Consider the following 24,302-nt stretch of genomic DNA (forward strand, 5'->3'; position numbering starts at 1 on the left):
AGACGAAACGCCCCGACCCGACGAGAACGGTCGGTGACCCCTGATGGGCTTCAACAACCCCTCGGTGCCGTGGTCCGAGATCGAGCGGGTGCTCAGCGACCGCCGTCGCCCGACCGGGCGTCCGGCAGGAGCCGACGGCGGCGACAGCCCGGCCTGGTCGCACAAGCGCGGACCCTACGTCGCCCCGGGCATCGAGCGCCCGGTCGAAGCCATCCCGTACGCCGAGCTGCATGCGCACTCGTCGTTCTCGTTCCTCGACGGGGCGTCCTCTCCCGAGGAACTCGCCGAAGAGGCCGAGCGTCTGGGCCTGCACGCTCTGGCGATCACCGACCACGACGGGTTCTACGGCATCGTGCGCTTCGCCGAGGCGGCCGAGTCGCTGCAGCTGAAGACGGTGTTCGGCGCCGAGCTGTCGCTCGAGCTGCCCAAGCCGCAGAACGGTGAGCCCGACCCGGTCGGCTCGCATCTGCTCGTGCTGGCGCGCGGAGAGGAGGGCTATCACCGGCTCGCCGGCGCCATCACCCACGCGCAGCTGCAGGGCGCCGAGAAGGGGCGTCCGCGCTACGACCTCGACGAGCTCGCCGCGCAGGCAGGCGGCGAATGGGCGGTGCTCACCGGCTGCCGCAAGGGGGCGGTGCGCCGCGCGCTCGCCGACGGAGGAGCGGATGCCGCGTCCCGCGAGCTCGATCTGCTCGTGAGCCTCTTCGGGCGCGATGCCGTGCACGTCGAGCTCATCGACCACGGCAACCCGCTCGACACCCGCGACAACGACATCCTCGCCGGGCTCGCACGAGAGCGCGGCCTGCCGCTCCTCGCGACCAACAACGTGCACTACGCCGCGCCGAAGCGACAGCTGCTCGCCGCCGCGGTCGCCGCGGTGCGTGCCAACCGTGGGCTCGACGAGCTCGACGGCTGGCTGCCGTCGCACGCCGGTGCGCACCTGCGGTCGGGGGCCGAGATGGTGGAGCGGTTCGTGCGGCATCCCGACGCCGTCGCCCGCACGGTCACGCTCGCCGACGAGCTCGCCTTCCCGCTGCGACGCGCCAAGCCCGCGCTGCCCAAGCAGGAGGTTCCCGAGGGTCACACGCCGATGTCGTGGCTGCGGCACCTGGTGTGGGAGGCGGTGCCCCGCAAGTACCCCGACCTGAGCGAGAAAGACCGCGCGCGCATCGAGAAGGAGCTCGGGGTCATCGAGCTGAAGGACTTCCCGGGCTACTTCCTGATCGTCTACGGCATCGTGCAGGAGGCGCGGCGCCGAGGCATCCTGTGTCAAGGTCGCGGCTCCGCCGCCAACAGCGCCATCTGCTACCTGCTCGACATCACCGCGGTGGACGCGATCGCCTACGACCTGCCGTTCGAGCGCTTCCTGTCGAGCCTGCGCGACGAAGAGCCCGACATCGACGTCGACTTCGACTCGGATCGCCGGGAGGAGATCATCCAGTGGGTGTACGGGGAGTACGGGCGCGAGCGGGCCGCGCAGGTCGCGAACGTGATCCAGTACCGGCCCAAGAACGCCGTGCGCGACATGGCGAAGGCGCTCGGGCATTCGCCCGGACAGCAGGATGCCTGGTCCAAGCAGGTCGAAGGATGGGGGGCGCACCTCGAGACGGGGCCGGGCCACGACATCCCGAATCGCGTGCTCGAGTTCGCCGGTGAGCTGCTCAAGGCGCCGCGGCACCTCGGCATCCACTCCGGAGGCATGGTGCTCACCGACCGGCCCGTCGGAGAGGTTGTGCCGATCGAGCACGCCCGCATGGACAACCGCACGGTGATCCAGTGGGACAAAGACGACGCCGCGTGGATGGGGCTCGTGAAGTTCGACCTGCTGGGGCTCGGGATGCTCGCGGCCCTGCAGTACTGCTTCGACATGATCCGCGCCTCGACGGGGGAGGACTGGGAGCTCGCGACCCTGCCGAAGGAGGAGAAGGCGGTCTACGACATGCTGTGCCGGGCCGACTCGATCGGGGTGTTCCAGGTCGAGTCGCGCGCGCAGATGGGACTCCTGCCGCGCCTGCAGCCGCGCCGGTTCTACGACCTCGTGATCGAGATCGCGCTGATCCGTCCCGGGCCGATCCAAGGCGGCGCGGTGCACCCGTTCGTCAAGCGCAAGCTCGGCCTCGAGAAGGTGACCTACGCCCATCCCAAGCTCGAGCCGGTGCTCGAGCGCACGCTGGGCATCCCGGTGTTCCAGGAGCAGCTCATGCAGATGGGCATGGCCGTCGGCGGGCTGAGCGGAGAAGACGCCGACCTGCTGCGGCGGGCGATGGGGTCGAAGCGGGGTGTCGAGCGGATCGAGTCGCTGAAGGAGAAGCTCTACGCCGGCATGGCCGAGAACGGGCTCGTCGGCGACGACGCCGATGCGATCTACGCCAAGATCCAGGCGTTCGCGAACTTCGGGTTCGCCGAGTCGCACTCGCTGTCGTTCGGGCTGCTGGTCTACGCGAGCTCGTGGATCAAGCTGCACTATCCGGCGGCGTTCCTCGCCGGGCTGCTCCGCGCGCAGCCGATGGGGTTCTACTCGCCGGCGTCACTGGTGAACGACGCCCGCCGGCACGGCGTGGAGGTGCGCCGCCCCGACCTCCACCTGTCGGGAGTCGAGGCCCTCCTCGAGCCCGTCGCCCCCTCACCGGTCGCGCCCACCGGTCTCGACTCCTGCACCCACCGCGTGCAGCCGCCGGTCGGTCTCTTCGACATCGACGCGCCCGACGAGTCCGCCGCCCACCGGCGCGACGGGCACTTCTCGGTGCGGCTCGGCCTCGCGGGGGTCAAGGGGATCGGCGCGAAGGTCGCCGAGCGCATCGTCGCCGCGCGCGACGCCGAAGGGCCGTTCCGCGATCTGCGCGACCTCGTGCGCCGCACCAGCCTCACCGCCGCCCAGCTTGAGGCGCTCGCGACGGCGGGCGCGTTCGACGGGCTCGGACTCACCCGCCGCGAGGCGATCTGGCTCGCCGGTTCGGCGGCGCTCGACCGGCCCGAGTTCCTGCCCGACTCGCTCGTGTCGGTGCAGCCGCCGCTGTTCGCCGACCCCACCAGCTACGAGCAGCTGGCCGCCGACCTGTGGGCGACGGGCATCTCGACCGACGACCACCCGATGACCCACTACCGCTCCGGGCTCGATGCGCGGGGCGTCCTCACCTCGCGCGAGGTTCGGGCGCACGAGACCGGCCGTCGCGTCGAGGTCGCCGGACTCGTGACGCACCGGCAGCGGCCGGCCACGGCATCCGGTGTCACTTTCATCAACCTCGAAGACGAACACGGCCTCGTGAACATCATCTGCACGGTCGGGGTCTGGAATCGCTACCGCCGCGTGGTGCGCGACTCGCCGGCATTGATCGTGCGAGGGATGCTGGAGCGCTCGGTCGAGGGAGTCACGAACATCCTCGCCGATGGGTTCGAAGACCTGCGCGTCGGGGTTCACCACCAGTCCCGGGACTTCCGATGAGGCGGCCTGTGGCATCCGCTCGTGGATCTGGCGCCCAGCCGGGGCGAGTACCCTCAGAGAGGCGCTCTGTTCGAGCGGCGGTGTCTTGCCGCCGGTCCGGAGCCATCGAAGGGAATCATCATGAAGGTCGTCGCATCATCCGACTGGCGGGACGACCTGGCCTTCGACACCCCGACCCTCGTCTCCGACGTCATCCCCGGCGACGACACTCGCTGCTCCGTCTGCGGCGGCGACTCCGAGCTGCTTCCGCGCACCGAGCTGTGGGCGGTCAAGCACCGCCACCCCAAGCAGCACGACGGCTATGTGCGCTTCTACTGCCTCGCTCACCGCCCCGCCGTGCTGGCACCGCCGATCGCTCCCGCCGCGCCGGCACGCAAGACCGCGAGCCGCAGTCAGCGCATCGCGGCTCCGCGCCGGCCCACCTCGGTCGAGGATCGCCCGCGCGCGGTGTGCCCCACCTGCTGGGTCGAGGTTCCGTCGACGGGTCTCTGCGGAGTCTGCGGCGAAACCATCACGCTCTGACCGGGCTTCGCGTTTCCGCTAGACCGCCTGCCGCTGCTCGAGCAGCGGGCACGCGAACGGATCGCGCTCGCCCAGCCCGACGCGGTTGATGTAGCGCACGACGATCCCGTACGACTGCCACAGTCCCGTCTGCGTGTACGGCACGTCGTGCTCGCGGCAGAAGGCGGCGATCATGCCCGATGCCGCGCGCAGGTGTGGTCGCGGCATCGACGGGAAGAGGTGGTGCTCGATCTGGTAGTTGAGCCCGCCCATCGCGGTGTCGAGCCACCGGCTGCCCCGCACGTTGCGGCTCATCAGCACCTGGCGGCGCAGGAAGTCGACCTTCACATCGGCCGGAACCAGCGGCATCCCCTTGTGGTTCGGCGCGAACGCCATGCCCATGTACACGCCGAACAGACCGAGCTGCACGCCGAGGAACGCGAACGCGATCCCCGGCGAGAGCACGAGGAACACCAGCGCGAGGTAGCCGACGATCCGCACGGTGATGAAGGCGATCTCGACCGGGCGGCGGCGCAGCGGCTCGCGCACGAACACCCGGCGCACGCTCGATGCGTGGAGAGAGAGGCCCTCGAGCAGCAGGATCGGGAAGAACAGCACGCCCTGGTGCGCGATCAGCCAGCGCAGCGGTCCGGAGCGGCTGGCGCGCCGGCGGTCAGCCTGCTCGGGGGTGAACGAGATGACGGGCAGCTCGATGTCGGGGTCGCTGCCGACCTTGTTCGGGTTCGCATGGTGACGGGTGTGCTTGTGCTGCCACCAGCCATAGCTCATGCCGACGAGCAGGTTTCCGATGACGAGGGTCGTCCAGTCATTCCACCGGCCGGAGCGGAAGATCTGCCGGTGAGCGGCGTCGTGGCCGAGCATCGCCACCTGAGTGAGCACGACGGCGAGAACGGCGGCCGTCACCAGCTGCCACCACGTGTCGCCGATGACGACGAAGAGGACGAGCACGCCGGCGAGCACGAGCGGCGCGGCGATGAGCTTCGTCCAGTAGTAGCCGTAGCGACGGCGCATGAGCCCACTCGCCGTGACCAGCTGCGACAGCTCGGTGTAGTGATTGGGCGTCTTCGGCGCCGTGGATCGCACGGTCGACCGGACGGGCCCGGAAGGGGTGATGGTCATCTCGAGACACCTGTCATGGGGGAGCGCGCACAAAGCGTGCCCGCAATGACGGGGTCCAGGCCACCTGTGTCAAGGGTACGTCCGACAGGCCGTAAGCGCATCGGGGTGAACGTCCCCTCCGATCTGCGTCAGCCGCGCGGCTACGTCAGATCGTGGCCCGATCTCAGACCGCCCGTGAAATGACGGGCGTCTGCTGATAGGACGCCAGTCTGATGCCGTGCTCGTGCTGCACATAGACGCTCGCCATCAGCGCCTCGAACGCTGCGTCGTCGCCCTCTCGAGTGGCGACGCCGCGATACACCAGCACCGCCGAATCAGTGCCGGCCGTCACCAGCCGGGGCTCCTCGATCCGGTAATCACTCCACGGGGGAGCGCTCGCCAAGGACGCCGCGACCTCGTCGCGGTTCAGGATCGCGCCGTGGGCGAGCAGCATGACGGCGTCCTCCGTCATGATCTCGCCGTAAAAGCGATCACCCGTTCCGTCGCACAACGACCGCCAGCCTCGATGCTCCAACTCCACCAGGTCCTCGATGTCCATGGGGCAACGCTATGAACCGCGCAGGGCAGAAGCGATTCCCTTGACAGCCGGCGGGTGAAAACCCGTGCCTACCGCGCTCAAAGACTCGGGAGCAGAATGGGGCAGACGATGGTCGAGCGGATGCTCCGTTCGACGGGCGGCGGGAGAGGCATCCGATGATCGATCACTGGTCCGGCAGCGGTATGCCCGACGATCCGTGGCGGCTGAAGACGCCGCCGCTGACGTCGGACTACACGATCCACCGCGATGACGAAGCGGATCCACCGCTGCTGATCTGCCAGGTCGGATCGACGAAGCTCACCTACCTGTCACGCGCGGTCGACGATCTGCACGAGATGCTCATCGCACACGACGACTGGATGCCGCTCGGCGCCGCGGACGAGCAGAAGGAGCCGGCGCCCGGCACCGTCGAGGCATGGGGGCGGTCGCCCGACAATCTCGTCGGCGGCTGGTACGGGCAGCGCAAGGGCTACCGCGGGCGCTTTGCGATGTACCTGCCGCCGCTGCTCGAGGCGCTCGGCCTGGTCGAACTGGAGCACAACGCGCGCAACAACCGCGTGCGGGCCATCGTCCAGCCGGGGTAAGCGGGAGGATCGTCGCGTTCCGGCAGCCATATCGCTCGGAACGCGATCGCGCTATGCTCCGGTCGAACATCTCTTGTCTGGGGATCGGGGTGTGACATGCCGGAGTTCGCCAATGGCCGGATTCCCGAGTCGAAACTCGTCTCGCTGGGTCGCGGGCGCAACGGAGACGGCGCGTGGAAGCATCTCGCGCCGCCCGGCACCGCCGCGCGGTGGAACTGGATGGTCGCGACCGGCCGTGCCAAGTACGGGGTCACGCTGCGGATCACCCCGGGCTGGAATCTCTTCCGCCCGTTCGACGTGCAGGTGCTCTATCGCGAACGTCTGGGGATCATGGCTGCCATGCCGGGGTTCTCCTCGCACGGGGGCATCTTCGGCGGGCGCGACTGCCAGGCGATCGATGTACAGAACTGGGGCGACCTCGCCCCGGGCAACGCCAACCTCGCCTGGGCGAGGTTCGTCGCACTGTGCCGCCTCGCCGGATTCCGTGTCGACTTCGTCAAGCCGCGTGAGACCTGGCACGTCGGCGACTTCGATCCCTGGAAGGTTCCGGCTGCGGCAGCGGCCTTCCGCGTCAATCCCATCACTGTCCACGACCAGGAGGACGACATGCCGATCATCGTCGTTGAACGAGCCGACTCCAAGCTGGCGAAGGGGCTGTTCGACCCGACCACGGGGAAGCTCCGTCGCGAGATCTCGAAGTCGGAGAACAACCTGTACCGGGCGGCGCAGAAGGCCAACCCGGGTTCGGTCATCTACGCCACCGTGAGCGACAAGGACTACGCGATCCTTCGCGGGTAGCCGTCTTCGCTCTCGGGCGAACCGGGTCAGTCCTGCGCGTGACGCAGCGCCCGGTGGGTGAAGTAGCCGACCTCGCCGCTCTCGTCCTCGACGCCGTAGATCCACTTGCCGGAAGGGGTGGCTCCGACGTCGATGATGATGCCCCGTGTGCGCGGGGTGACGACGTCGTCGCCGGGCTTGAAGGCCGTCTCGGTCATGCGATCGATGCTACGAGCGCCGGTCGGGCGATCGCCTCCTCCGTGAGGGGGAATTCCGGCCGCCGCAGCCGGATCGGTTCGACGTCGGATGCTCCGCGCCCACGCATTCTCATCCTCGAGTCGCACGCGGATACACCGCCCGGCCGACGACCGGACGGGGCCGGTTCGCGAGGCTGGAGTCATGCCTGCATCCCGTACCTCCGCCCGTCTTGCCGCCCTCGCCCTCGTCGCCGCCGCAGCCGTCGCCGTCCCCGGCTGCGCGGTCGTCGACGAGCTCGTCTACAAGCAGCGCTCGTCGAGCTTCGACGCCCTGGCCGACGCTCCCGACGCCTCCGTCGCGCATGCCGCGTGGGTGCCCGCTGACGCGACCGACATCCAGATCGTTGAATCGACGAACGCGGATGCCGGCAACGCGACCCTGCTGCTGACGAGCTCCGCGCCACTGGATCCCGACCTGTGCGTGGAGGTCGACCGGCAGTCCGCGCCGAGCTATGCGATCGACGGCGCGCCGGAGATCTACGGCGAGAACGGCGCCGCGACCGTCTTCGCGTGCGGCGCGTGGAGCGTCGTCGCCTCCGACGACGGCTGGTTCGGCTGGACGCCCAACCACCCCGACGAGCACGCGCGGTCACCCGCGGCGCCCTGACGAGCGCTCCGGATGTCGCGCGGCGAGGGCGCCACGCCGATCGAGTCGGAACGCTCGCAGCGCGTGCTCTGCTGCTCGAATCGCGCACTTTGCGTATTCGGTCCTCGAGAACAGGCAAAGTGCGCGACTCGAGTCGATCGAGTCCGCGTGTATCGAGATCCGAGGTTGCGGGGGTCTCGATACGGCGCTGTGCGCCTACTCGACCGGCGGGGGACGGCGCTGCGCGCCTACTCAATCGGCGGCTGACGGACCGGCCGCTTACTCGACCGGCGAGGGCTCGGTGACCACCTGCACGGTGGCGAGCGTCGGATCAGCCGCGTACGCGATGCGTCCGCCGTCGGCACGCGTGGCGCGCAGGGCGTCGAGCGCCTCGGCCGTCACGATCTCGCCGGGCGCCAGCACTGGCACACCCGGCGGGTAGGGGGCGATGAGTTCGGCGCAGATGCGGCCGGTAGCGGCATCCGCTCGCACTGTCTCGTGCGGGGCGAAGAACGCGTCGCGGGGCGGGATGGCCGTCTCGGCGCGCACGCTCCACGCGGCAGACGCGGTGATCCGTCGGGGCTCGCCGCGGTGACGCTCGATCGCGGCGGTCAGCGTCTCTACCAGCCGCGCGACGGTCGTCTCGTCGTCGGCGAGCGTGATGATCGGCACGAGCACGTCGCGGTCGGCCATCTCGAGCGTCATGCCCTCGGCGAGCAGGTCGGACTCGATGGCGTGCCCGTGCGCGCCCGTGCCCGCGAGCAGCACGACGAGCTTCGCGGGATCGACCGCAAGCGGTCCGTCCGGGTGAGTCGCGGGCCGATCGACCAGCACCTCGACGCCGTCGATGGCCGACAAAGCTGCACGCGCGACGGCGACGAGCTCGACGAGCCGGCCGATGAGCTCGGCGCCGTCGCGCTGCAGCAGCGCACGCGAGGCGTCGGCGCTGGCGAGGATCGCGCCTGCGGCGCTGGTGGTGGCGGATGCCTCGAACCCGCGTTCCAGTCGGTCGGGGTCGAGCAGCCCGCCCGAGCGCGTGGTGCGGGCGAGCAGGAGGGCGGATTGGCTCCAGGCGGGGAGGGTCTTGTGCGCGCTCGTGATGAGCGCGTCGGCGCCGCGGCCGAGGGCGTGATCGGGCACGCTCGGCGAGAAGCCGAAGTACGCGGCCCACGCGGCGTCGATGACGAGCGGCACGCCGGCGGCGTGCGCGGCGTCGGCGAGGCCGGCGATGTCGGACATCGTGCCGACGTACGAGGGGTCGCCGACGAGCACGCCGCACGCGTCGGGGTTCGCGGCGAGGGCCGCCTCGACGGCGGCGACCGGCACCGACCCGGGCAGGCCGGTGGCCGCGTCGATCGACGGGTGGACCCACACCGGCCGCAGCCCGGCGAGCACGAGCCCCAGCAGCACCGAGCGGTGCAGCGTGCGCGAGACGATCACGCTCTGACCGGGCCGCCCGAGCGCGAGCACCGACGCCTGATTCGCGTGCGTCGAGCCGCCGACCGAGAGGCGGCACCAGTCCGCGCCCCACGCCTCGGCCGCGCGGGCCTCGGCGGTCGCGAGCAGGGCGTGGTCCTGCTTCATCGTGTCGAGTCCGGCGAGCATCGGCACATCGCCGGCGATCACATCTCCGACGAGGTCGCGATGGTGCTTGTGCCCCGGGATGCTGAACGGCATCGTGCGCCCGTCGCGCACGTCGGCCATGAACCGCAGCCAGGCCTCGAACAGCGGCGCGTCGGCGGCGTAGCCGCGAGGGTCGCGCGGGTCGGTCGGGGTCATGCGCGTGCCTCCAGGAATCGGCCGACGGCGTCGGTGACCGCGATCGCGTAACGCTCGACCTGCGCCACCTCGACCCACTCGTCGACCGCGTGCAGCCCGCCGCCCGCGGGTCCGCACACCACCGTCGGCACGCCCGCGGCCTGCCAGAGCGCCGACTCCATCCAGTACGGCTCGCCCACTGCGTCGGGCCGCCGAGACCCGGCGGCGACGAGCGCCTCGCCGAGGAGCGTCGTGAACTCGGCGGCGCTGCCCGCGGCATCCGCTTCCCATGCTTCGCGCGCATGCGTGAGCGTGACCTCGGCGGTCAGGCCGGGCGTGCGGGCGGTGACCGTGTCGACCAGGGCGCGCACCTCTTCCAACGCGTCGGCGGCGGCTTCGCCCGGAACCGTCCGGCGCTCGACGGTGACGGAAGCGGTCGCGGCGACGGTGAATGGAGCCGACCCCGCCCGCACGACCGTGGCCATGAGCGAGCCGTGGGGGAGGAGCGGATGCCGCGACCGCTGCCGCAGGTCCTCATCGGCCTGCGCGATCGAGGCCAGCAGCTCGCCCGTCGCCCGCGCAGCATCGACGCCTTCGTCGGGCTGCGACGAGTGCGCCGCCTTGCCGCGGAGGCTGACCTCGACGACCGAGTAGCCGCGGTGCGCGGCGGCGAAGTCGAGCCAGGTCGGTTCGCCGATGAGGCAGAGGTCCATGCGCACGCCGCGCGCGGCGAGGTGCTGCAGCACGGTCTCGGCTCCGACGCTCGCGTCCTCCTCGTCGGCGACGAGGGCGACGATCACGGTGCCGGGTGCGTCGAGTTCGGCCAGTCGTTCGGCGGCGACCACCAGCCCGGCGAGCCCGCCCTTCATGTCGCTGGCGCCGCGTCCGGTGAGGCGGCCGTCGTCGATGCGCGGAGCGAAGGGCTGCGGCATCCCCTCCACTCCCACGGTGTCGAGGTGGCCGTTGAGCACGATCGTGCGGCCGGAGCGCGAGCCGGTGTGCTGCGCGAGCACGCTGACCCGGCGCGCGTCGGACGGCGCGGGGAACAGCTCGACGGTGTAGCCGGCACCCTCGAGCCGCTCGGCGAGGACGGACGCGATGTGCGCTTCGCCCTCGGCCGAGGGCACGAGGCTGGGGTTCACGCTGTCGATCGCGATGAGCGTGGTCGCGAGGTCGACGGCAGCCGCGCCGAGATCGGAGGGTGAGGGCACGGCTCCGACGATAGCGCGGGGTCGGGACCCGGCTGTCAGCGCCCCAGCAGGGTGTCGGGCCGGAGGTCGAGCCGGCGCAGCAGCTGGGCGTTGAGCGCGACCACGATGGTCGAGAGCGACATGAGGATCGCCCCGACCGACATGGGCAGCACGAAGCCGATGGGGGCGAGGATGCCCGCGGCGAGGGGGACCGAGATGAGGTTGTAGCCGGCGGCCCACCAGAGGTTCTGCTTCATCTTGCGGTAGCTCGCGCGCGACAGCTCGATCACCGAGAGCACCGAGCGGGGGTCGTCGCTGGCGAGGATCACGCCGGCCGAGGCGATGGCGACGTCGGTTCCGGCGCCGATCGCGATGCCGACGTCGGCCTGCGCGAGCGCCGGGGCGTCGTTGACGCCGTCGCCGACCATCGCGACCTTGCGTCCCTCGTGCTGCAGCTGCCCGACCTTCGACGCCTTGTCTTCAGGGCGCACGCCGGCGAAGTAGCGGTCGATGCCCAGCTCGGCGGCGACCGACGCCGCGACGGCTTCGGCATCGCCGGTGATCATGACGACCTCCACGCCGCGGTCCTGCAGCGCGCTGACCGCCTGCCGCGACTCGGGCCGGATCTCGTCGGCCAGCCGCAGGGCGCCCGCCACCTCGCCGTCGACGAGCACGTGCAGGATGATCGCGCCCTCGTTGCGCCAGTGCTCTGCGATCGAGAGCTCGGCCGTGCCGGTCTCGTCGAGCAGGTGCGGACCGCCGACCTGCACGCGGTGGCCGTCGACCTGGGCCGAGACGCCGACCGCAGGGGCCGACGAGAAGTCGGTCGCGCGCGGGATGGTGAGGTTCTGGTGCTGCGCGGCGGTGACGATGGCGCGGGCGAGTGGATGCTCCGAATCGGCCTCCGCCGCGGCGGCCAGCGCCAGCACGCGGTCGGCGTCGTGACCGGTGGCGGGCTCGATCGCCGTGACGGCCGGAGCGCCCTTCGTGAGCGTGCCGGTCTTGTCGAAGAGCACAGAGTCGACGGTGCGCATGCTCTCGAGGGCGAGGCGGTCCTTGATGAGCACGCCGCTGCGGGCCGCGCGCTCGGTCGCGATCGACACGACGAGCGGGATCGCAAGGCCCAGCGCGTGGGGGCACGCGATGACGAGCACGGTGATCGTGCGGATCACGGCCTCGTCGGGGAACCCGATCAGCGACCAGACGATCGCGGTGATCGCGGCCGCGCCGAGCGCGAACCAGAACAGCCAGCCCGCGGCGCGGTCGGCCAGGCGCTGCGCACGCGACGACGAGTTCTGCGCCTCGGTGACCAGGCGACGGATGCCGGCCAGCGCCGTGTCCTCTCCGACCGCGGTGATGCGCACGCGAAGCCCGGAATCGGTCGCGACGGTGCCGGCGACGACCGGGTCGCCGGCACCGCGGCGGACGGGCCGGGACTCTCCGGTGATCATGGACTCGTCCATGCTCGCGGTGCCCTGCACGACCGTGCCGTCGGCGGGCACGCGTCCGCCGGGGCGCACGACGACGACGTCGCCGAGCTGCAGGTCGGCCGGCGCGATCGTGACCGTGGAGTCGCCGTCGACCTTCTCGGCCTCGTCGGGCAGCAGCGCCGCGAGCGAGTCGAGCGCGTTGGTGGTCTGCGCGAGCGAGCGCATCTCGATCCAGTGACCGAGCAGCATGATGACGATGAGCAGCGCGAGCTCCCACCAAAAGTCGAGCTCGGGGTGCAGCATCCCGAGACTCGCTCCCCACGACGCGACGAACGCGACGGTGATCGCGAGCCCGATCAGCAGCATCATGCCGGGCTTGCGCGCGCGCAGTTCGCTGACCGCGCCGGTGAGGAAGGGCGCGCCGCCCCAGACGTACATGACCGTGCCGAGCGCGGGGGAGACCCACGCGACCCAGGCTGCGTCGGGCAGCGAGTAGCCGAGGATCATCGCGAACATCGGCGAGAACGCGACGACCGGGACGGCGAGGAGGAGGTTCCACCAGAAGAGGGTGCGGAAGCGGGTGACGTGGGAGGTGTGGCCGGCGTGGCCGGAGTGGTCTTGGTGGGTGCCGTGGCCGGCGTGGGCGCCATGGTCGGCGTGTGCCTGGCGGGATTCAGGGGTGGAGGCGTCGATGGTCGACGCAGTGGGGTGGTGGTCGTGCTCGTGCGGCGTGTGGTGCGTGTGGGTGTCGTGCTCGTCCATGCGGCTCTCCTCGGTGAGGCTGGCGTGATGCAGTCGACAACGTGGGTACCCCCCTAGGGTATTCCAAGTTCGTCGCGTTCTGTTCTCGGAGTTTCGATGGGATGGCGCTTGCTCAGGAATGCGTCAGCCTCGGCACAAGAGCCGTTGCCAGGGATTGATGTGGCCATAGGTTCGATGCTGGCGCGCATAATGCGCGGGGGAAGTCTGGGCGATTCGCCCATCGGATGCCTCGTCGCGCGCCGACCGGAGCGCACCTCATTCCTTGGCCTTGCCAACGCTCGAGGATCCGCGCTGTGGTTCTCCCGCGGCCCCAGAGCCGTCCACCACCGAGAGAGATCAATGACTGACGCACCACAGCAGCCCACGTCCTACCCGCAGCCGCCCCAGGCGTATCAGCCCCAGCAGCCGCAGGGGTACCCGCCCCAGCAGCCCGGTTTCGTGCCGCCTGCGGTTCCGCCTGTGAAGCAGAAGCCGGCACGGAACGTGCTCGGCATCATCGCGCTCGCCACGGCGGCGCTCGGCTTCGTCTTCGCCTGCATCCCCGGCGCGCTCATCGTGGGCTGGATCCTGCTGCCCGTCGGGTTCATCCTCGGCATCATCTCGCTCTTCCTCAAGGACAAGGCCAAATGGCAGGGTCTGACCGCGATCATCGTGTCGGTGATCGGCACCATCGTCGGATTCATCGTCTTCTTCGCCGTCGTTGCGACGTCGTTCAGCAACGCGTTCCAGTCGGAAGTGAATGTCAGCTCCGGCGATGACACTGCCGTCGTGGAGGAGGAAGGCACCGCCGACGAGGCCGCCCCTGAGGTCGGCACGCGCGAGAACCCCGCTCCGCTTGGCTCCGCTGTCGAGGGTGAGGACTGGACGGTCGTCATCAACTCGGTCACGCTCGGCGCAACCGACCAGATCCTCGGCGCGAATCAGTTCAACGAAGCCCCCGATGCGGGGACCGAGTACATCCTCATCAACTACACCGTCACCTACACCGGTGAGGACGCCGAAGGCGGTATGCCCGTGATGGTCGGCGTCGAGTACGTGACCGCTGCCGGCGTCACGGTCGACTCGCTGGAGAAGATGTTGGTCGGTCCGGACGAGATGGACGCCATGAGCACTCTCTACACCGACGCATCGGCGACCGGCAACGAGGCGCTGCAGGTGCCGACACCCGCCGACGGCGTGCTCGCCGTGCGCCCGGGCATGTTCGCAGACACCGTCTTCGTCGCCATCAAGTAGGCAACGCTACGAGCGAGGGCCGGGGGCACGAGCTCCCCGGCCCTCGCTCGTTTCCGAAGGGGCCAGCCAACCCCTAGAGGGACTCGAACACGTTTTGAGCATTCTGCATAGCGATGTCGAACGACAACTTCCGCGGAATTACGCGGGGTTCTGAGATCGCCGCGACATCCAGCGACGTCCGAAAACAGCCAGGGGCGAATGGAATGCGGCCAAAATGCGGGCAAGAGTTGCCAGTGCTGGAGGGGGCTTCAGGCGCATCTCAGAACCTAATGCGGCCAAGCGGGTATTGGTCACTGGTTGACGCGTGCAATTTTGCGCGTTCTGCTCACAGTTGCTCGTCATGCTTTGCAAAGTGCTCAAATGCGGTTCAACGCATTCCAATGGTGTCAGCGGCCGATCGAGGGTCCCGATGAACCTGGCCTGACCGAAGGTCCGGTGAACTGCTCGCGAAGCTGCTGCTCGCGAGCCTGGACAAGCACCTCGCGACCGGTGGCCTCGTCGACGAGGCCGGCAATACGCGCCCGATTCATCATGCGCGTCGCGGTGCTAACGCTGACGCCGAGCTGTTCCGAGACGAGCTTGAGGGGGCCGTCGTTGATGACCGAGGCGAGGCGGTACAGCCTGGCTGCCTCGTGCAGGTTCTGTTCCTCGGAGCGCGACTCGTCCGCCCTCAGTCGTGTCAGGTATTGTCCGTAGGTCTCGAGCTCAGACAGGCCACCGTCGATGCGGACAACGCGAGCTGCAGCCCATTTGACGATGGCCTGCACTCGGAGGTCGCGCAGCAGCGTGGTGGTCACCTCGTCGCCCTGGCCGCTCCGATCCACTCGAATCGACTCAGCCGCCGCCCGCCGCAGCGTCGGGTCGTACACGACGTGGGCCCGCACGGCACCCGGAATGTCAGGAATGCCAGTCACGACGGCGACCCACGAGCGTGGAATGTGAATGCCGTCGCCGGCGTCGAGTATCTCGTCGTCGATCAGTTCGATCGAGAGTTCAGGCATGCTGCGAGTTTCCCAGTTTCGGGAAACGCGAGCAAGTGATGACATCGAGCACTCACCGGTGTACAGTGCGTGAGCAAGTGATGACATCTACCATCCAGCGAAGGAGAAAGTCATGAACTCATCGCCGAATTCGCTTGCCCTGACGATGAAGGATGCCGCGAAGCTCGTAGGTGTCGACTACCGCACGATCAAGCTCGGCATCGAGAACGGAACGATCCCCACAGTCCAGCTCGGCCCGCGCCGGATGATCCCCCGCGTGCCGCTGTTGCGCGCCTTCGGCGTCGACGCCTGATAGCGGCCTGATGGGCGGTGCGACGTCGCCGCGCATGTCTAACGGGTTCGCAAGCGACCGGTGTGCGTCTATCAGCGGTCCCATCCGTTCGACGAAAGCGCCGCTGCGTACTGCCGTATCGCGCGGCAGACACTGTTCAGCCTGATCAGCCAGGGTCGCCGGCCGAGCTACTTCAGGCATGGGACGTGTGACGCGTTCCTCGCCGCCCGCCCTGGACGTACGGATCCAGACGCGCCTAGCATCCGTAGACCAGTCTCGCGAACGTAACGTGAAGCTGCGCGAGGCCAAAGAAGAAGGCGACTAGCTGCGCTAGCCGCCTTCACGTCCGGGCTATAGGCCAGAGGCCCACACCCGATGCCAACCATTATATCTCACTCGTTTCCAGAAAATAGTCCCTTGGTCAAAGATGTGGTCGACATTGGCTTTGACTCGAGGGCGTCTGCCGCCGCGGTGGCAGGCGATCCGTTCGGACTCGGAGGAGTCCATCCTCCGTGCGTGTAGATCTTCAACGAGTGAGGCCCGGAATGAAGGCCGCCGATCAGGGTCGTGACCCCGAGCTGGGTTCGCACATGCTCGGCGAGCTGTCCTTTGGGGGAGGTGTGGCTTGCTAGCCCGGCTGCAGCGCGGAACTCAAAGGCAGCAGCGGACGTCAGCATATCAACGATCTGCAGGCCGTCAGATGACTTCGAATCCAGCCGCACCACGCTCGTGAGGGCGAGTCTTGAGGTACGTCGGTTCACGCGATCGCGAAGGTCATCCTCAAAGCGCACATGGTCTGGAGTTGAATAGTTGTCAGCCAGTACCGACGCGACCTCGTTGAAGACAAGCGCGCCAAGCACAAGCTGCTCAGCCATCTTCAGATACGCCTGCCACTGATCCCCAAAGCGCACTACCGGGTCTGCCGCCTGTCGATCGGCCAGGAAGCACCTGAAACTAAGGTCTCCACAGCCGACCGCTTCGCTTGCTAGATCTTTATACATCGGCAGCGAAGAGCGGGTCACGTCCGAGAACTTGAACTCGGTGTAGTAATGCTTGCGGTCGCGAAACTTCTGCACCGTGCGGAGCAGTGTCGAGGGGTTGGTTGCCTTCACCAACCCGACTGCAAAGAACCGATCGTTCGAGATAGCGCCGGTTTCATCGAGCAGCAGTAGCGACGTCGGGTGCTTGCGTCCCAACCGATCCCCGTAACTTGTCCCCGCCATGACAAAACACTATCCAACACCGCGGACCCGGATCCGCGTCCGGGCGGTGCTCGGGGAGAGGGTGCACGGGACGGGAGGGTGCGCGGCACGCCGCGATGGGCGCTGTGTGGAGACCCTCAGCGGAGGACACGCGTGCGCAGTGGAAGCGCGGCTGGAGCTGCCCGCCGGCGCCAAGCCCCGGCGACAACGGCCTCGACGAGGGCGGCGTCATCCTCCACATGCGGCTGGCGATCGGGATTCCGGTCGGGGCCGTGCGCATGAGCGCGGCGTGGTTTGCGCGCGGATCCCTGCGCGGGCGAGGAAGGAGACGTCGTACGCGCACTGAGGCATTGAGAAGATGTCGGACGCGGAAGGACGTGTCGACGACGCCTAACGACCGGATGTCCTGACGGAACTTGGATGATGCAAGCGGTTTGGGGATTGCACCGTGACCGCCTCAATGGGGACCTTCCGGCACGACCCTTTCGCCATAATTCGGTCGGAGGGTTGCAACCGTACCGAAGATCCTCGTTGAATCGGTAGAGCGTCGCCGACGCACGAAATGAGAGGGCTTTATGGCTGACGAGGCTAGCGCGGGCTACAACCCGGACGGCGGGTATGACCCGGACGGCGGGTATGACCCGGACGGCGGGTATGACCCGGACGGCGGGTATGACCCGGACGGCGGGTATGACCCGGACGGCGGGTATGACCCGGACGGCGGGTATGACCCGGACGGCGGGAATGACCCGGACGGCGGGTACGATCCGGACGGCGGATACGACCCCGACGGCGGCTACGACCCGGACGGCGGGTACGACCCGGACGGCGGGTACGACCCCGACGGCGGATACGACCCCGACGGCGGACGCGCCTGACCACCTTTCGAGCGCGGCGTCAGCGTCTTGCTGTCGCCGCGCTCGTCTGTCCTTAATCGAGGCGTTGCACGGGTGACATCGCCTCACGGATGACATCGCGGTCATCATGGGGCAGACGCCGGGTGCCGACGAGCTGGTAGTGTTCGTCGCCTTTGCCTGCAACCAGCACTGTGTCGCCAGGGCGGGCCATCTGCAAGGCGGCGCGTATGGCGTCTTTGCGCAGCGGGATCTCGATGCTGTCCGGTGCCCCTGCGCGTACCTCTCGTCGGATGCGATCCGGCGGCTCGCGTCGCGGGTTGTCATCCGTCAACACGACCAGATCCGCCAGGCTTTGAGCGATCTGTCCCATGTCGCGTCGCTTCCCTCGATCTCGCTCCCCACCGGCCCCGAAAACCAGCAGGAGACGTCCGTGCGTACGCGCACGAACGGATTGTAGGGCCGTGCGAAGAGCGCCCGGGTTATGCGCGGTGTCGACGATGGCGGTGACACCGTCGCGTTCGCCGATCACTTGAAGTCGGCCCGGTGGCGGTGTTACCTTGCTGAGCGCTTCGGCTACAGCGGCCGGATCGCCACCAGCTCCGATCACCGCCGCAGCCGCCAGCATGAGGTTCGTGACCGCGATCGGATGCACAGTAGGCAGCGCAACGAGGTGCGATGCTGCGCCGATTATCAACCGTCCGCGCAGACCACCGTCGACTTCTTCCGCCCCGACGAGGCGAACCTCGCCGCCTTCGCCAACGGTGACCAAACGCGCGCCGCGCCTACTCACCGCTGCTCGAACGAGGTCGCCCTGAGCGGAGTCCGTCGCCAAGATCGCAACGCCGTCAGCTCGCAAGTACTCCTCGAATAGCCTGAGCTTTGCGTTCCAATACGCATCGACGCTGCCGTGCACGTCGATATGGTCCCGCTCGAGGCCTGTTGACACGGCGGTATCGACTTCCACTCGCTCAAAGAGCCCATCGGCCAAAATCCCGACGAAAGCCTCCAGAGAGATCGCGTCCGCTCCAGCGCGAGCCTGAGAGTCGATGAGGTCAGGCAAATAGTCGGCAGACCGACGCGTCTTTGCCTCATGCACAACGCCGTCGACGTCCGTGATTCCGGTGGAATCGTAGCCCGCTGCACGCCACCCGACGAGCTTCATCAATTGAAGCGTGGCGGTCGCAACGCTGGTCTTTCCGTTCGTCCCGGTAACCGCCGAGATAAGTGGCCTGCCCTGTGGCGATGTGACGGGCTGAATCATGATGCTCCCTCGGTCCGGCGCGTCCGGCCACGCAAGATTCATCCCACCACATATGTGAGCGATACGCGGCGGGTCTTACGTGCTGCCCACGAGCGCTTCCTCAGCGGGCGCTCGACCGATCGACGCGAAACTACTCGCGGGAAACGACGACATAGGCCCGACGCTCAGCGATCGATCCCCGGCTGAACAAGCCTTGTGCGCCAGCCAGGGGTCATTGAGACGCAGTTTGTACCCTGACGGCGCCGGCGTAAGGCAGCGCCGCGAAGGCTTCGAGGAAGCCTTCGTAGTCATCGACCGGCTCCCGAGGAGCATCGCTCAGCGAATACTCGCGAGTCCATGTCGCCATCACCGCACGCACTTCGTCTGCTTCCGCGCTGTCGTCAAGTTGGCTATCAATCTCCTCGATGAGGAGGAGCACGGCCTCTCGGGGTGCTGACACAGGGTAGTCCGTCTGGAACCGGTCCCGGATGCGGTTAACACGATCCTTGATCAGCTCACTCGACTGAGTTCGCAGGGCTTTCCGTTGGACAGTCGCGAGCTCTCGAAGGAGCAGCGAGAAGTTGGCGGCCAGGCGCTCGCGTGCTGGAAGCGGAACGGCGTCGGAAACGCCTGCTGCGACTACGTGACGCGCGAACGCGATCTTGTCGAGGTGGAAATCTTCCATCGAGAGGTGATCTCTAACAGCAGTTGCGACTCGATCGAGCGTCCCGCCCGGAGTCGCGAAGACCAACTTCGGATCCAGCTCGAGTTTGTCCACGTTTGCATCAGTCACGAACTCGGCGACGTAACGGCGAACTGCGTCAAGCGCGACATCCAAAGGCACGAGATCTTCGATGCCAACTACACCGCCGGGATTGTCGGACTGGAATCCAGTGATGTCATTCAGTTGGCGAACGAACTGAGGGTCAACCAGCTGCTTGCCGTTCGGTCCTCCTTTGCGCAGCTTTGCCACAGCTTGGTCGCCGGCAGCGTCGCTGTCGAGGAGTACGATCACCGCTGGCTTGTCCACATCACGCCCGCGGGCGAGGAACGCCATATACGGCACATGACTTGCCGAACCCGCTGGCACGAGCGAGATGTCATTGAGGTTCAGGTTCTGGGATTCTGGCACCCCGGCAAGCCTCAGGTTGCCCGACATACCCGCGATTAGCACCTGATCCGAGGCGCCCTCAAGAATCAGATTGCACCCGCCCATGAAGGTCGTCTCTGCAACCAGTTCCCCGAGGGCAGAGCGTAGCGGCTCGTAGTGGTTTCGCGCGGCATTCGCGACCACGCGCGTCCCCTCGTCATGCCGTCCCTTGTCCAGAACTCTAAGACGCTCAGCGTGGTTCTTGTCGATGAGGAAAGGGGAGTGCGTAACATAAACCACCTGCACGGCAGGTACGGCGGAGTCCTGCGGAAATGCAAAGGCCTCAAAGATCCGCAGCAGATCTTGCTGGCCCGACGACGACAAGTACGCGTCAGGTTCGTCCATCAAGAGGATCTCTGGGCGTGCCCCGTTCCCCTCCTTCGCTGCATTAGCGACGTGGGCTAAGTACTGCACGAAGTAGCTGAGGAAGTACTTAAGACCGCCGCTTCGCTCGTCGAACGAGTATGTCCGTCCGGTTCTGTCACGAATCATGAAGTCAAGATGGAACTCCTGGTGCTCCACGAACAGCTCGAAATGCTGATCTTGGCGCCACCAGTGCTTGAAGTTCAGCGCATGAGAAAGCTCGGAGTTGATCGTGTCGACGATGCTGGTCGCGTAGCCGCTCTTGCCCTGGCCGATCGCAGTCGAGAGCTGGTCGAACAGATCGGGATTGAGTCCTGCGACATCGAGGAGAAGAGTCCTTGCAAGCTCAAATTTGCGCAGATCGGTCTCCACGACCGCGGCGCTGGCAGTGAGGTTCGACCTTAGGGTCTCCCGGTTCGCCTCGAAGTCTGAGGGCGAGGACAGCATGCCCAGCTGGCCGAATAGCAGTTCCAACCCGGAACGAACCTGGGCGTGTGGCATCGCATCCCTTGATTGTCCAGATGCGACGTACTTGATCGGCACGGAGTCCGGAAGGGGAACCCCCGCATCGATTTTGAAGACCGACGGCATCCCCAATTGCTCGAGGGCAGTCGGTTTCTTGACGGTGGCGATTGTCCACTGCTCGCCGTGACGCAGGTAGATCCGGGTCTTCGGCGTTGTGTTCATACGGAAGTACGCCAGCTCGTCGGGCAGCACTTCCACCTTTTGGCCGATTACTTCGCCAAGGAGAGGTAGGTCTGTGACGGAAAGGTCGTTGAATCTCAGCCCGAACTCGGGGAGCAGTAGATCCTTGTGGCGCAGGAAGAAGGGCGAGTATCGACAGAAGTCACGCTGCAGCACTTTGTCGCCGGTCAGCCCAAACTCGATGGCCGCGAGGACTTGGCTCTTGCCGGATTCGTTGGCGCCGACAACGGTCGTGATGTGCGGGTCGAGCGTGACCTTCACGAAGGGGTACGGCGCCAGGCCGCCCGGAACATCGTCCCACGGCAGGGGGATATAGCCGGGGCTGGATCGCTTCATGAAGTCGAAGTTGAGCGAGCGAAAAAAACGTGCGTACACGGCGGTCAGCTTCATCGAGATCCCCCAGAGAGTTTTCCTAAATGTAGCGAGTGCGAACGACATGAGGGGCGCCAAGTCTGCTCACGGAACATTCGTGTCCCGAGTGATGGTCGAGATCCTCGCGGAACTCAACGGCAACGCATTGACCCGGCCGACGTGCTGGCGCACGTTTGGGAGGGATCTCGGGACGTCGCGTCAATGCGTACAACTGGACGCCTGACGGGTGCCGAACCGAGCGGGTCCGTCGAGATGCGGCATCCCGGGAAGGTTGAATGTATGGCGGACAGCCGATCCTGCGATAGGTGCATCAAGGACATCGACCGGCGCATTCGGAACAGAGCTTCGGCTGCAGCTGTGACTGATCTACGAGATCCAGCCGACGATTGTCGGGTACAGCGAACTGAGTGCGACGAGAAACAAGAAGGCGGCGACGAAGATGGAACCGCGGGCGGGTGCTGGCGTCATCACGCGGACGAGGCGCCCAGTCCTAGGGATGGCGGCAAAACGCGGCATCGGCTCCCCGTCGGCGTCATCTAGCCAGATTCGGTCGCGGAGCGGCAATGCATCCCGCCACCGTTCCGAAGTGAGTGCGCGAACAGCCGCACGCGCGAAGCCAGCATGATCGACGGAGAAGCAGAGCCATGCGCTCTTGGCAACCACGCCCGCCAACGCGATGAGTGCAACGGATACCACGATCAGCGCCAAGAACCCGTAGAAGTATTGATTCGCCGACGACGCAGTGCCGACGCGGTCGAGGTCGAACGCGAGGAGAGTCGCTATGTACGCGCCGAGGGCGAAGGTGGCTCCGGTCCAGATGAGGCGCCCCGCCCATCTACCCGTGCCAGCGAGCGCCGAACTGGACCCTTCAGTTGTCACCGGCATGCGGGAGGCGATCCAGACGACCAGTGCGACAGGAGGTGCCGTGGCAAGCACGCCGGCGAAGGAGACGAGGTCCTGCGAGGGCAGGTTCGGTGATGGCGAGAGCGTCACGGCCAGAACCGCAGCGCCAACGAGCACGAGGTAGAAGCAGTACCACAGCACAGGGTTCTGCAAGTGATCACGGATGCCTTCGGCCGATACGCTGCTGGATGCCGCCATGACACTAGGATGTCGAGCACCGCCGACAATCGCGGTTCCTTTAGAGGGCTTATGCGTGCCAATCCTCGGCTGAGTGGCGGAACTCGGCGCCTCGACCGCGTGGAACGGAAGCGGTCCTTCGAGGTAACAGGCGAGAAAATGTGCGAGCGAAGCTGAGGTGCCGTCTAGGGCCGCACAGCTCTACGCGAAGACCGACGCGCTCGCAGAGCAGAATTTCACTCGACAGGACACGAAGGAGGCGGCCCACGAACCCGGCACATTGGCGTCCTGATGGACGAGATTCTCACCGAGGTCTTCCAGGGTCCAGCCCGAACCGCGCGGCTACGGGGCAAGCGCACCGCGCCTGGTCGGTGACCGGAAGTCGCCCTCCCCAGGCCACGTAGGCCGCATCTCATCGACGATAGGTCGGGAGTCGAAAATCACTCGACCCTCTACCCGCAGGTGCCCCTGCGCGCTACTACGGATTGAGCCCAATGCTATTGGGCAGACTTCAAGTCGGATCCTCGTCGCCGGGTTCCTCGTCCTCGCTCGCACGCGGCAGGTTCTGATTAGCGAGACCTGTCAGCAGCAGCGGCTCAGCCATCTCATCGCCGTTGTGGTCGCGCCACGTGAGGCGAAACCTGCACTCCTGGTTGACACCGCCCGCGTGCACCCGCACCTTGAACATCCGGTTGCCTTCTCCGTGCATCTGCTGCCAGTAGCCGGCATCTACGACGGAGGAGTTCGCGTCCATGGAATCGATCCGGACACCGTGTGCCGTACTGTCAGGCATAGCGTTGCGAAGGATCACTTCCATCGTTCCGCCATCCGCGGTCCAAGAGCCCGCCCCCCAGCTGATGGACCATCGCGGCGCAGGCGGTGGTACAGACATGAGCACCGTCTCGGCGTGATCCTGGAGGCCGCGTTGGTATCCCTCTTTGACGCCCTCGCTGTGTCGTTTGCGCAGCAGATTCTCGTGAGCGGATCGGATGTCTTCCGACGGCATGAGAACATCCCGCTCAAAGGCATCACCGCGTTGGTCTCGCCACGAGACGTGAAATGTAACGCCTTCCTCCAGCCCTTTGCCTGTCGGGACGCCTTCGAACCACTTCCCCGTGCCGGGGCTCATTGGGCCCGCGAAGGACGCTTCACCAAAGCCGGTGAATTCGGACTCATCCCAAGTGACCTCTACGTCGGACACCGAGTAACCGTGGTTGGTGAGAAAGATCGCATTGGGCATGCCAAAGCTGTCTTTGACGTCGAACCGCCAGGTGGGTTGCGCTGAGCTTGTTCGCTCTTTCTTGACCTCGACACTTCGACGGTCGTAACCCTCTTGCCCCAGCGCCGCGCGCTGGGCGGCTGACATGATCCTGAGCTCGCCGCCCCAGGCAAAGAATCTGTCGATGTTCTCCCAGACGGCACGCCGCCATGCGTGCAGGGCGAACGACAACGTCAGCAGGACCAAGATGGCAAGCCCCGCGACGACCGCAATGATGAACAGGCCCCACCACCAAAATGCCGCCCAGAAGGAGCTCGTTCCGTTGGTCTTGATGTACTCCCGGATGCCGTCCTCAATGAACGGAGCGGCTACTGCGATAGCTAGCGGAATAATGACCGCCAGGAGGATTAGTGAGCCGAACACCCACCCGAGAACTCGGAGCGTGCGGAAGCCTGACTTGGCCGCGGCCGACGAATCACTCACAGCGGAACATTAGCGTCTGGCGATCAGCCCCTCCCGTCGATACCTCGCGACACGCGCCTCGGGTCTAACCCTTCGATCCGTCTCTAGGACGTCTCGTGTAGCGCGACACTGCCAGGCGGATCATCGCCGAGCCGGCACGGCGCACCCGACTTGCTCGAGAG

The 24,302-nt window shown here is 67.1% G+C and carries 20 protein-coding genes; 8 read left to right on the forward strand and 12 right to left on the reverse strand.

Going from position 1 to position 24,302, the window contains the following annotated elements:
* Positions 1-43: 43 nt before the first annotated feature.
* Together JX005_RS05540 and JX005_RS05545 are read left to right on the forward strand one after the other, a co-directional pair.
* Positions 44-3,442, forward strand: a complete 3,399-nt coding sequence (locus JX005_RS05540) for an error-prone DNA polymerase (protein ID WP_214466416.1) — start codon at positions 44-46, stop codon at positions 3,440-3,442.
* Between the two features lie 120 nt (positions 3,443-3,562).
* A complete protein-coding gene (locus JX005_RS05545; RefSeq protein ID WP_214466417.1) occupies positions 3,563-3,964 on the forward strand; it encodes a glucose-6-phosphate dehydrogenase in 402 nt (133 codons plus the stop codon).
* Between the two features lie 18 nt (positions 3,965-3,982).
* Here the strand turns inward: JX005_RS05545 and JX005_RS05550 are convergent, their stop codons facing one another.
* On the reverse strand, positions 3,983-5,083 hold the full coding sequence (locus JX005_RS05550) for a fatty acid desaturase family protein (RefSeq protein ID WP_214466418.1): 1,101 nt from the start codon (positions 5,081-5,083) through the stop codon (positions 3,983-3,985).
* A 163-nt stretch (positions 5,084-5,246) separates the two neighbouring features.
* Positions 5,247-5,621 (reverse strand): nuclear transport factor 2 family protein, encoded by a 375-nt coding sequence (locus tag JX005_RS05555; protein ID WP_214466419.1) that lies wholly within the window; start codon positions 5,619-5,621, stop codon positions 5,247-5,249.
* A 155-nt stretch (positions 5,622-5,776) separates the two neighbouring features.
* Here JX005_RS05555 and JX005_RS05560 point away from each other — a divergent pair, with 155 nt between their 5' ends.
* Both JX005_RS05560 and JX005_RS05565 read left to right on the forward strand, forming a co-directional pair.
* Positions 5,777-6,205 (forward strand): DUF6855 family protein, encoded by a 429-nt coding sequence (locus JX005_RS05560; protein WP_214466420.1) that lies wholly within the window; start codon positions 5,777-5,779, stop codon positions 6,203-6,205.
* Positions 6,206-6,301: 96 nt separating this feature from the next.
* Positions 6,302-7,003, forward strand: coding sequence for a hypothetical protein (locus JX005_RS05565; protein WP_214466421.1), 702 nt, complete (start codon positions 6,302-6,304; stop codon positions 7,001-7,003).
* Between the two features lie 26 nt (positions 7,004-7,029).
* Here the strand turns inward: JX005_RS05565 and JX005_RS05570 are convergent, their stop codons facing one another.
* A complete protein-coding gene (locus JX005_RS05570) occupies positions 7,030-7,200 on the reverse strand; it encodes a hypothetical protein (RefSeq protein WP_214466422.1) in 171 nt (56 codons plus the stop codon).
* A 181-nt stretch (positions 7,201-7,381) separates the two neighbouring features.
* Here JX005_RS05570 and JX005_RS05575 point away from each other — a divergent pair, with 181 nt between their 5' ends.
* A complete protein-coding gene (locus tag JX005_RS05575; RefSeq protein ID WP_214466423.1) occupies positions 7,382-7,846 on the forward strand; it encodes a hypothetical protein in 465 nt (154 codons plus the stop codon).
* A gap of 258 nt (positions 7,847-8,104) precedes the next feature.
* Here the strand turns inward: JX005_RS05575 and JX005_RS05580 are convergent, their stop codons facing one another.
* From JX005_RS05580 to JX005_RS05590, 3 genes are read right to left on the reverse strand one after another with little or no spacing between them, the layout of a single operon-like run.
* Positions 8,105-9,604 (reverse strand): Orn/Lys/Arg family decarboxylase, encoded by a 1,500-nt coding sequence (locus JX005_RS05580; RefSeq protein WP_214466424.1) that lies wholly within the window; start codon positions 9,602-9,604, stop codon positions 8,105-8,107.
* Positions 9,601-10,794: a M20/M25/M40 family metallo-hydrolase gene (locus JX005_RS05585; RefSeq protein WP_214466425.1), complete on the reverse strand. Its 1,194-nt coding sequence runs from the start codon at positions 10,792-10,794 to the stop codon at positions 9,601-9,603. Before JX005_RS05585 ends, JX005_RS05580 begins: the two co-directional genes overlap by 4 nt.
* A gap of 35 nt (positions 10,795-10,829) precedes the next feature.
* Complete coding sequence (locus tag JX005_RS05590) at positions 10,830-12,965, reverse strand: heavy metal translocating P-type ATPase (protein WP_214466426.1); 2,136 nt, start codon at positions 12,963-12,965, stop codon at positions 10,830-10,832.
* A gap of 339 nt (positions 12,966-13,304) precedes the next feature.
* Between JX005_RS05590 and JX005_RS05595 the strand changes: the two genes are divergently transcribed.
* Positions 13,305-14,198: a DUF308 domain-containing protein gene (locus JX005_RS05595; RefSeq protein WP_246533562.1), complete on the forward strand. Its 894-nt coding sequence runs from the start codon at positions 13,305-13,307 to the stop codon at positions 14,196-14,198.
* A 386-nt stretch (positions 14,199-14,584) separates the two neighbouring features.
* Here JX005_RS05595 and JX005_RS05600 read toward each other — a convergent pair whose 3' ends face one another.
* Positions 14,585-15,199: a hypothetical protein gene (locus tag JX005_RS05600; protein ID WP_214466427.1), complete on the reverse strand. Its 615-nt coding sequence runs from the start codon at positions 15,197-15,199 to the stop codon at positions 14,585-14,587.
* Between the two features lie 112 nt (positions 15,200-15,311).
* On the opposite strand from JX005_RS05600, the gene JX005_RS05605 reads away from it, so the two are divergent.
* Complete coding sequence (locus JX005_RS05605) at positions 15,312-15,491, forward strand: MerR family transcriptional regulator (protein WP_223169206.1); 180 nt, start codon at positions 15,312-15,314, stop codon at positions 15,489-15,491.
* Positions 15,492-15,862: 371 nt separating this feature from the next.
* On the opposite strand, the gene JX005_RS05610 is transcribed toward JX005_RS05605, so the two are convergent.
* The gene (locus tag JX005_RS05610) at positions 15,863-16,693 is read right to left on the reverse strand and encodes a DUF3800 domain-containing protein (protein WP_214466428.1); all 831 of its coding nucleotides are present in this window, start codon (positions 16,691-16,693) and stop codon (positions 15,863-15,865) included.
* Positions 16,694-17,247: 554 nt separating this feature from the next.
* Between JX005_RS05610 and JX005_RS05615 the strand changes: the two genes are divergently transcribed.
* On the forward strand, positions 17,248-17,550 hold the full coding sequence (locus tag JX005_RS05615; RefSeq protein WP_214466429.1) for a hypothetical protein: 303 nt from the start codon (positions 17,248-17,250) through the stop codon (positions 17,548-17,550).
* 52 nt (positions 17,551-17,602) lie between these two features.
* Here JX005_RS05615 and JX005_RS05620 read toward each other — a convergent pair whose 3' ends face one another.
* The 4 genes from JX005_RS05620 to JX005_RS05635 form a co-directional block, all read right to left on the reverse strand.
* A complete protein-coding gene (locus tag JX005_RS05620; RefSeq protein WP_214466430.1) occupies positions 17,603-18,790 on the reverse strand; it encodes a Mur ligase family protein in 1,188 nt (395 codons plus the stop codon).
* A gap of 211 nt (positions 18,791-19,001) precedes the next feature.
* Positions 19,002-21,377: an AAA family ATPase gene (locus JX005_RS05625; RefSeq protein WP_214466431.1), complete on the reverse strand. Its 2,376-nt coding sequence runs from the start codon at positions 21,375-21,377 to the stop codon at positions 19,002-19,004.
* Between the two features lie 348 nt (positions 21,378-21,725).
* The gene (locus JX005_RS05630; protein WP_214466432.1) at positions 21,726-22,460 is read right to left on the reverse strand and encodes a hypothetical protein; all 735 of its coding nucleotides are present in this window, start codon (positions 22,458-22,460) and stop codon (positions 21,726-21,728) included.
* A gap of 490 nt (positions 22,461-22,950) precedes the next feature.
* A complete protein-coding gene (locus JX005_RS05635) occupies positions 22,951-24,141 on the reverse strand; it encodes an Asp23/Gls24 family envelope stress response protein (RefSeq protein ID WP_214466433.1) in 1,191 nt (396 codons plus the stop codon).
* Positions 24,142-24,302 lie beyond the last annotated feature (161 nt).

Origin of the sequence: Microbacterium flavescens (assembly GCF_018588945.1) — a bacterium.
GTDB lineage: Bacteria > Actinomycetota > Actinomycetes > Actinomycetales > Microbacteriaceae > Microbacterium > Microbacterium flavescens.

Coding starts and splice junctions, on each gene's coding strand:
- JX005_RS05605 (WP_223169206.1), top strand. CDS start 15,312: ATGAACTCATCGCCGAATTCGCTTGCCCTGACGATGAAGGATGCCGCG.
- JX005_RS05610 (WP_214466428.1), bottom strand. CDS start 16,693: ATGGCGGGGACAAGTTACGGGGATCGGTTGGGACGCAAGCACCCGACG.
- JX005_RS05615 (WP_214466429.1), top strand. CDS start 17,248: ATGGCTGACGAGGCTAGCGCGGGCTACAACCCGGACGGCGGGTATGAC.
- JX005_RS05590 (WP_214466426.1), bottom strand. CDS start 12,965: ATGGACGAGCACGACACCCACACGCACCACACGCCGCACGAGCACGAC.
- JX005_RS05550 (WP_214466418.1), bottom strand. CDS start 5,083: ATGACCATCACCCCTTCCGGGCCCGTCCGGTCGACCGTGCGATCCACG.
- JX005_RS05545 (WP_214466417.1), top strand. CDS start 3,563: ATGAAGGTCGTCGCATCATCCGACTGGCGGGACGACCTGGCCTTCGAC.
- JX005_RS05555 (WP_214466419.1), bottom strand. CDS start 5,621: ATGGACATCGAGGACCTGGTGGAGTTGGAGCATCGAGGCTGGCGGTCG.
- JX005_RS05620 (WP_214466430.1), bottom strand. CDS start 18,790: ATGATTCAGCCCGTCACATCGCCACAGGGCAGGCCACTTATCTCGGCG.
- JX005_RS05540 (WP_214466416.1), top strand. CDS start 44: ATGGGCTTCAACAACCCCTCGGTGCCGTGGTCCGAGATCGAGCGGGTG.
- JX005_RS05565 (WP_214466421.1), top strand. CDS start 6,302: ATGCCGGAGTTCGCCAATGGCCGGATTCCCGAGTCGAAACTCGTCTCG.
- JX005_RS05580 (WP_214466424.1), bottom strand. CDS start 9,604: ATGACCCCGACCGACCCGCGCGACCCTCGCGGCTACGCCGCCGACGCG.
- JX005_RS05630 (WP_214466432.1), bottom strand. CDS start 22,460: ATGGCGGCATCCAGCAGCGTATCGGCCGAAGGCATCCGTGATCACTTG.
- JX005_RS05600 (WP_214466427.1), bottom strand. CDS start 15,199: ATGCCTGAACTCTCGATCGAACTGATCGACGACGAGATACTCGACGCC.
- JX005_RS05570 (WP_214466422.1), bottom strand. CDS start 7,200: ATGACCGAGACGGCCTTCAAGCCCGGCGACGACGTCGTCACCCCGCGC.
- JX005_RS05575 (WP_214466423.1), top strand. CDS start 7,382: ATGCCTGCATCCCGTACCTCCGCCCGTCTTGCCGCCCTCGCCCTCGTC.
- JX005_RS05625 (WP_214466431.1), bottom strand. CDS start 21,377: ATGAAGCTGACCGCCGTGTACGCACGTTTTTTTCGCTCGCTCAACTTC.
- JX005_RS05560 (WP_214466420.1), top strand. CDS start 5,777: ATGATCGATCACTGGTCCGGCAGCGGTATGCCCGACGATCCGTGGCGG.
- JX005_RS05595 (WP_246533562.1), top strand. CDS start 13,305: ATGACTGACGCACCACAGCAGCCCACGTCCTACCCGCAGCCGCCCCAG.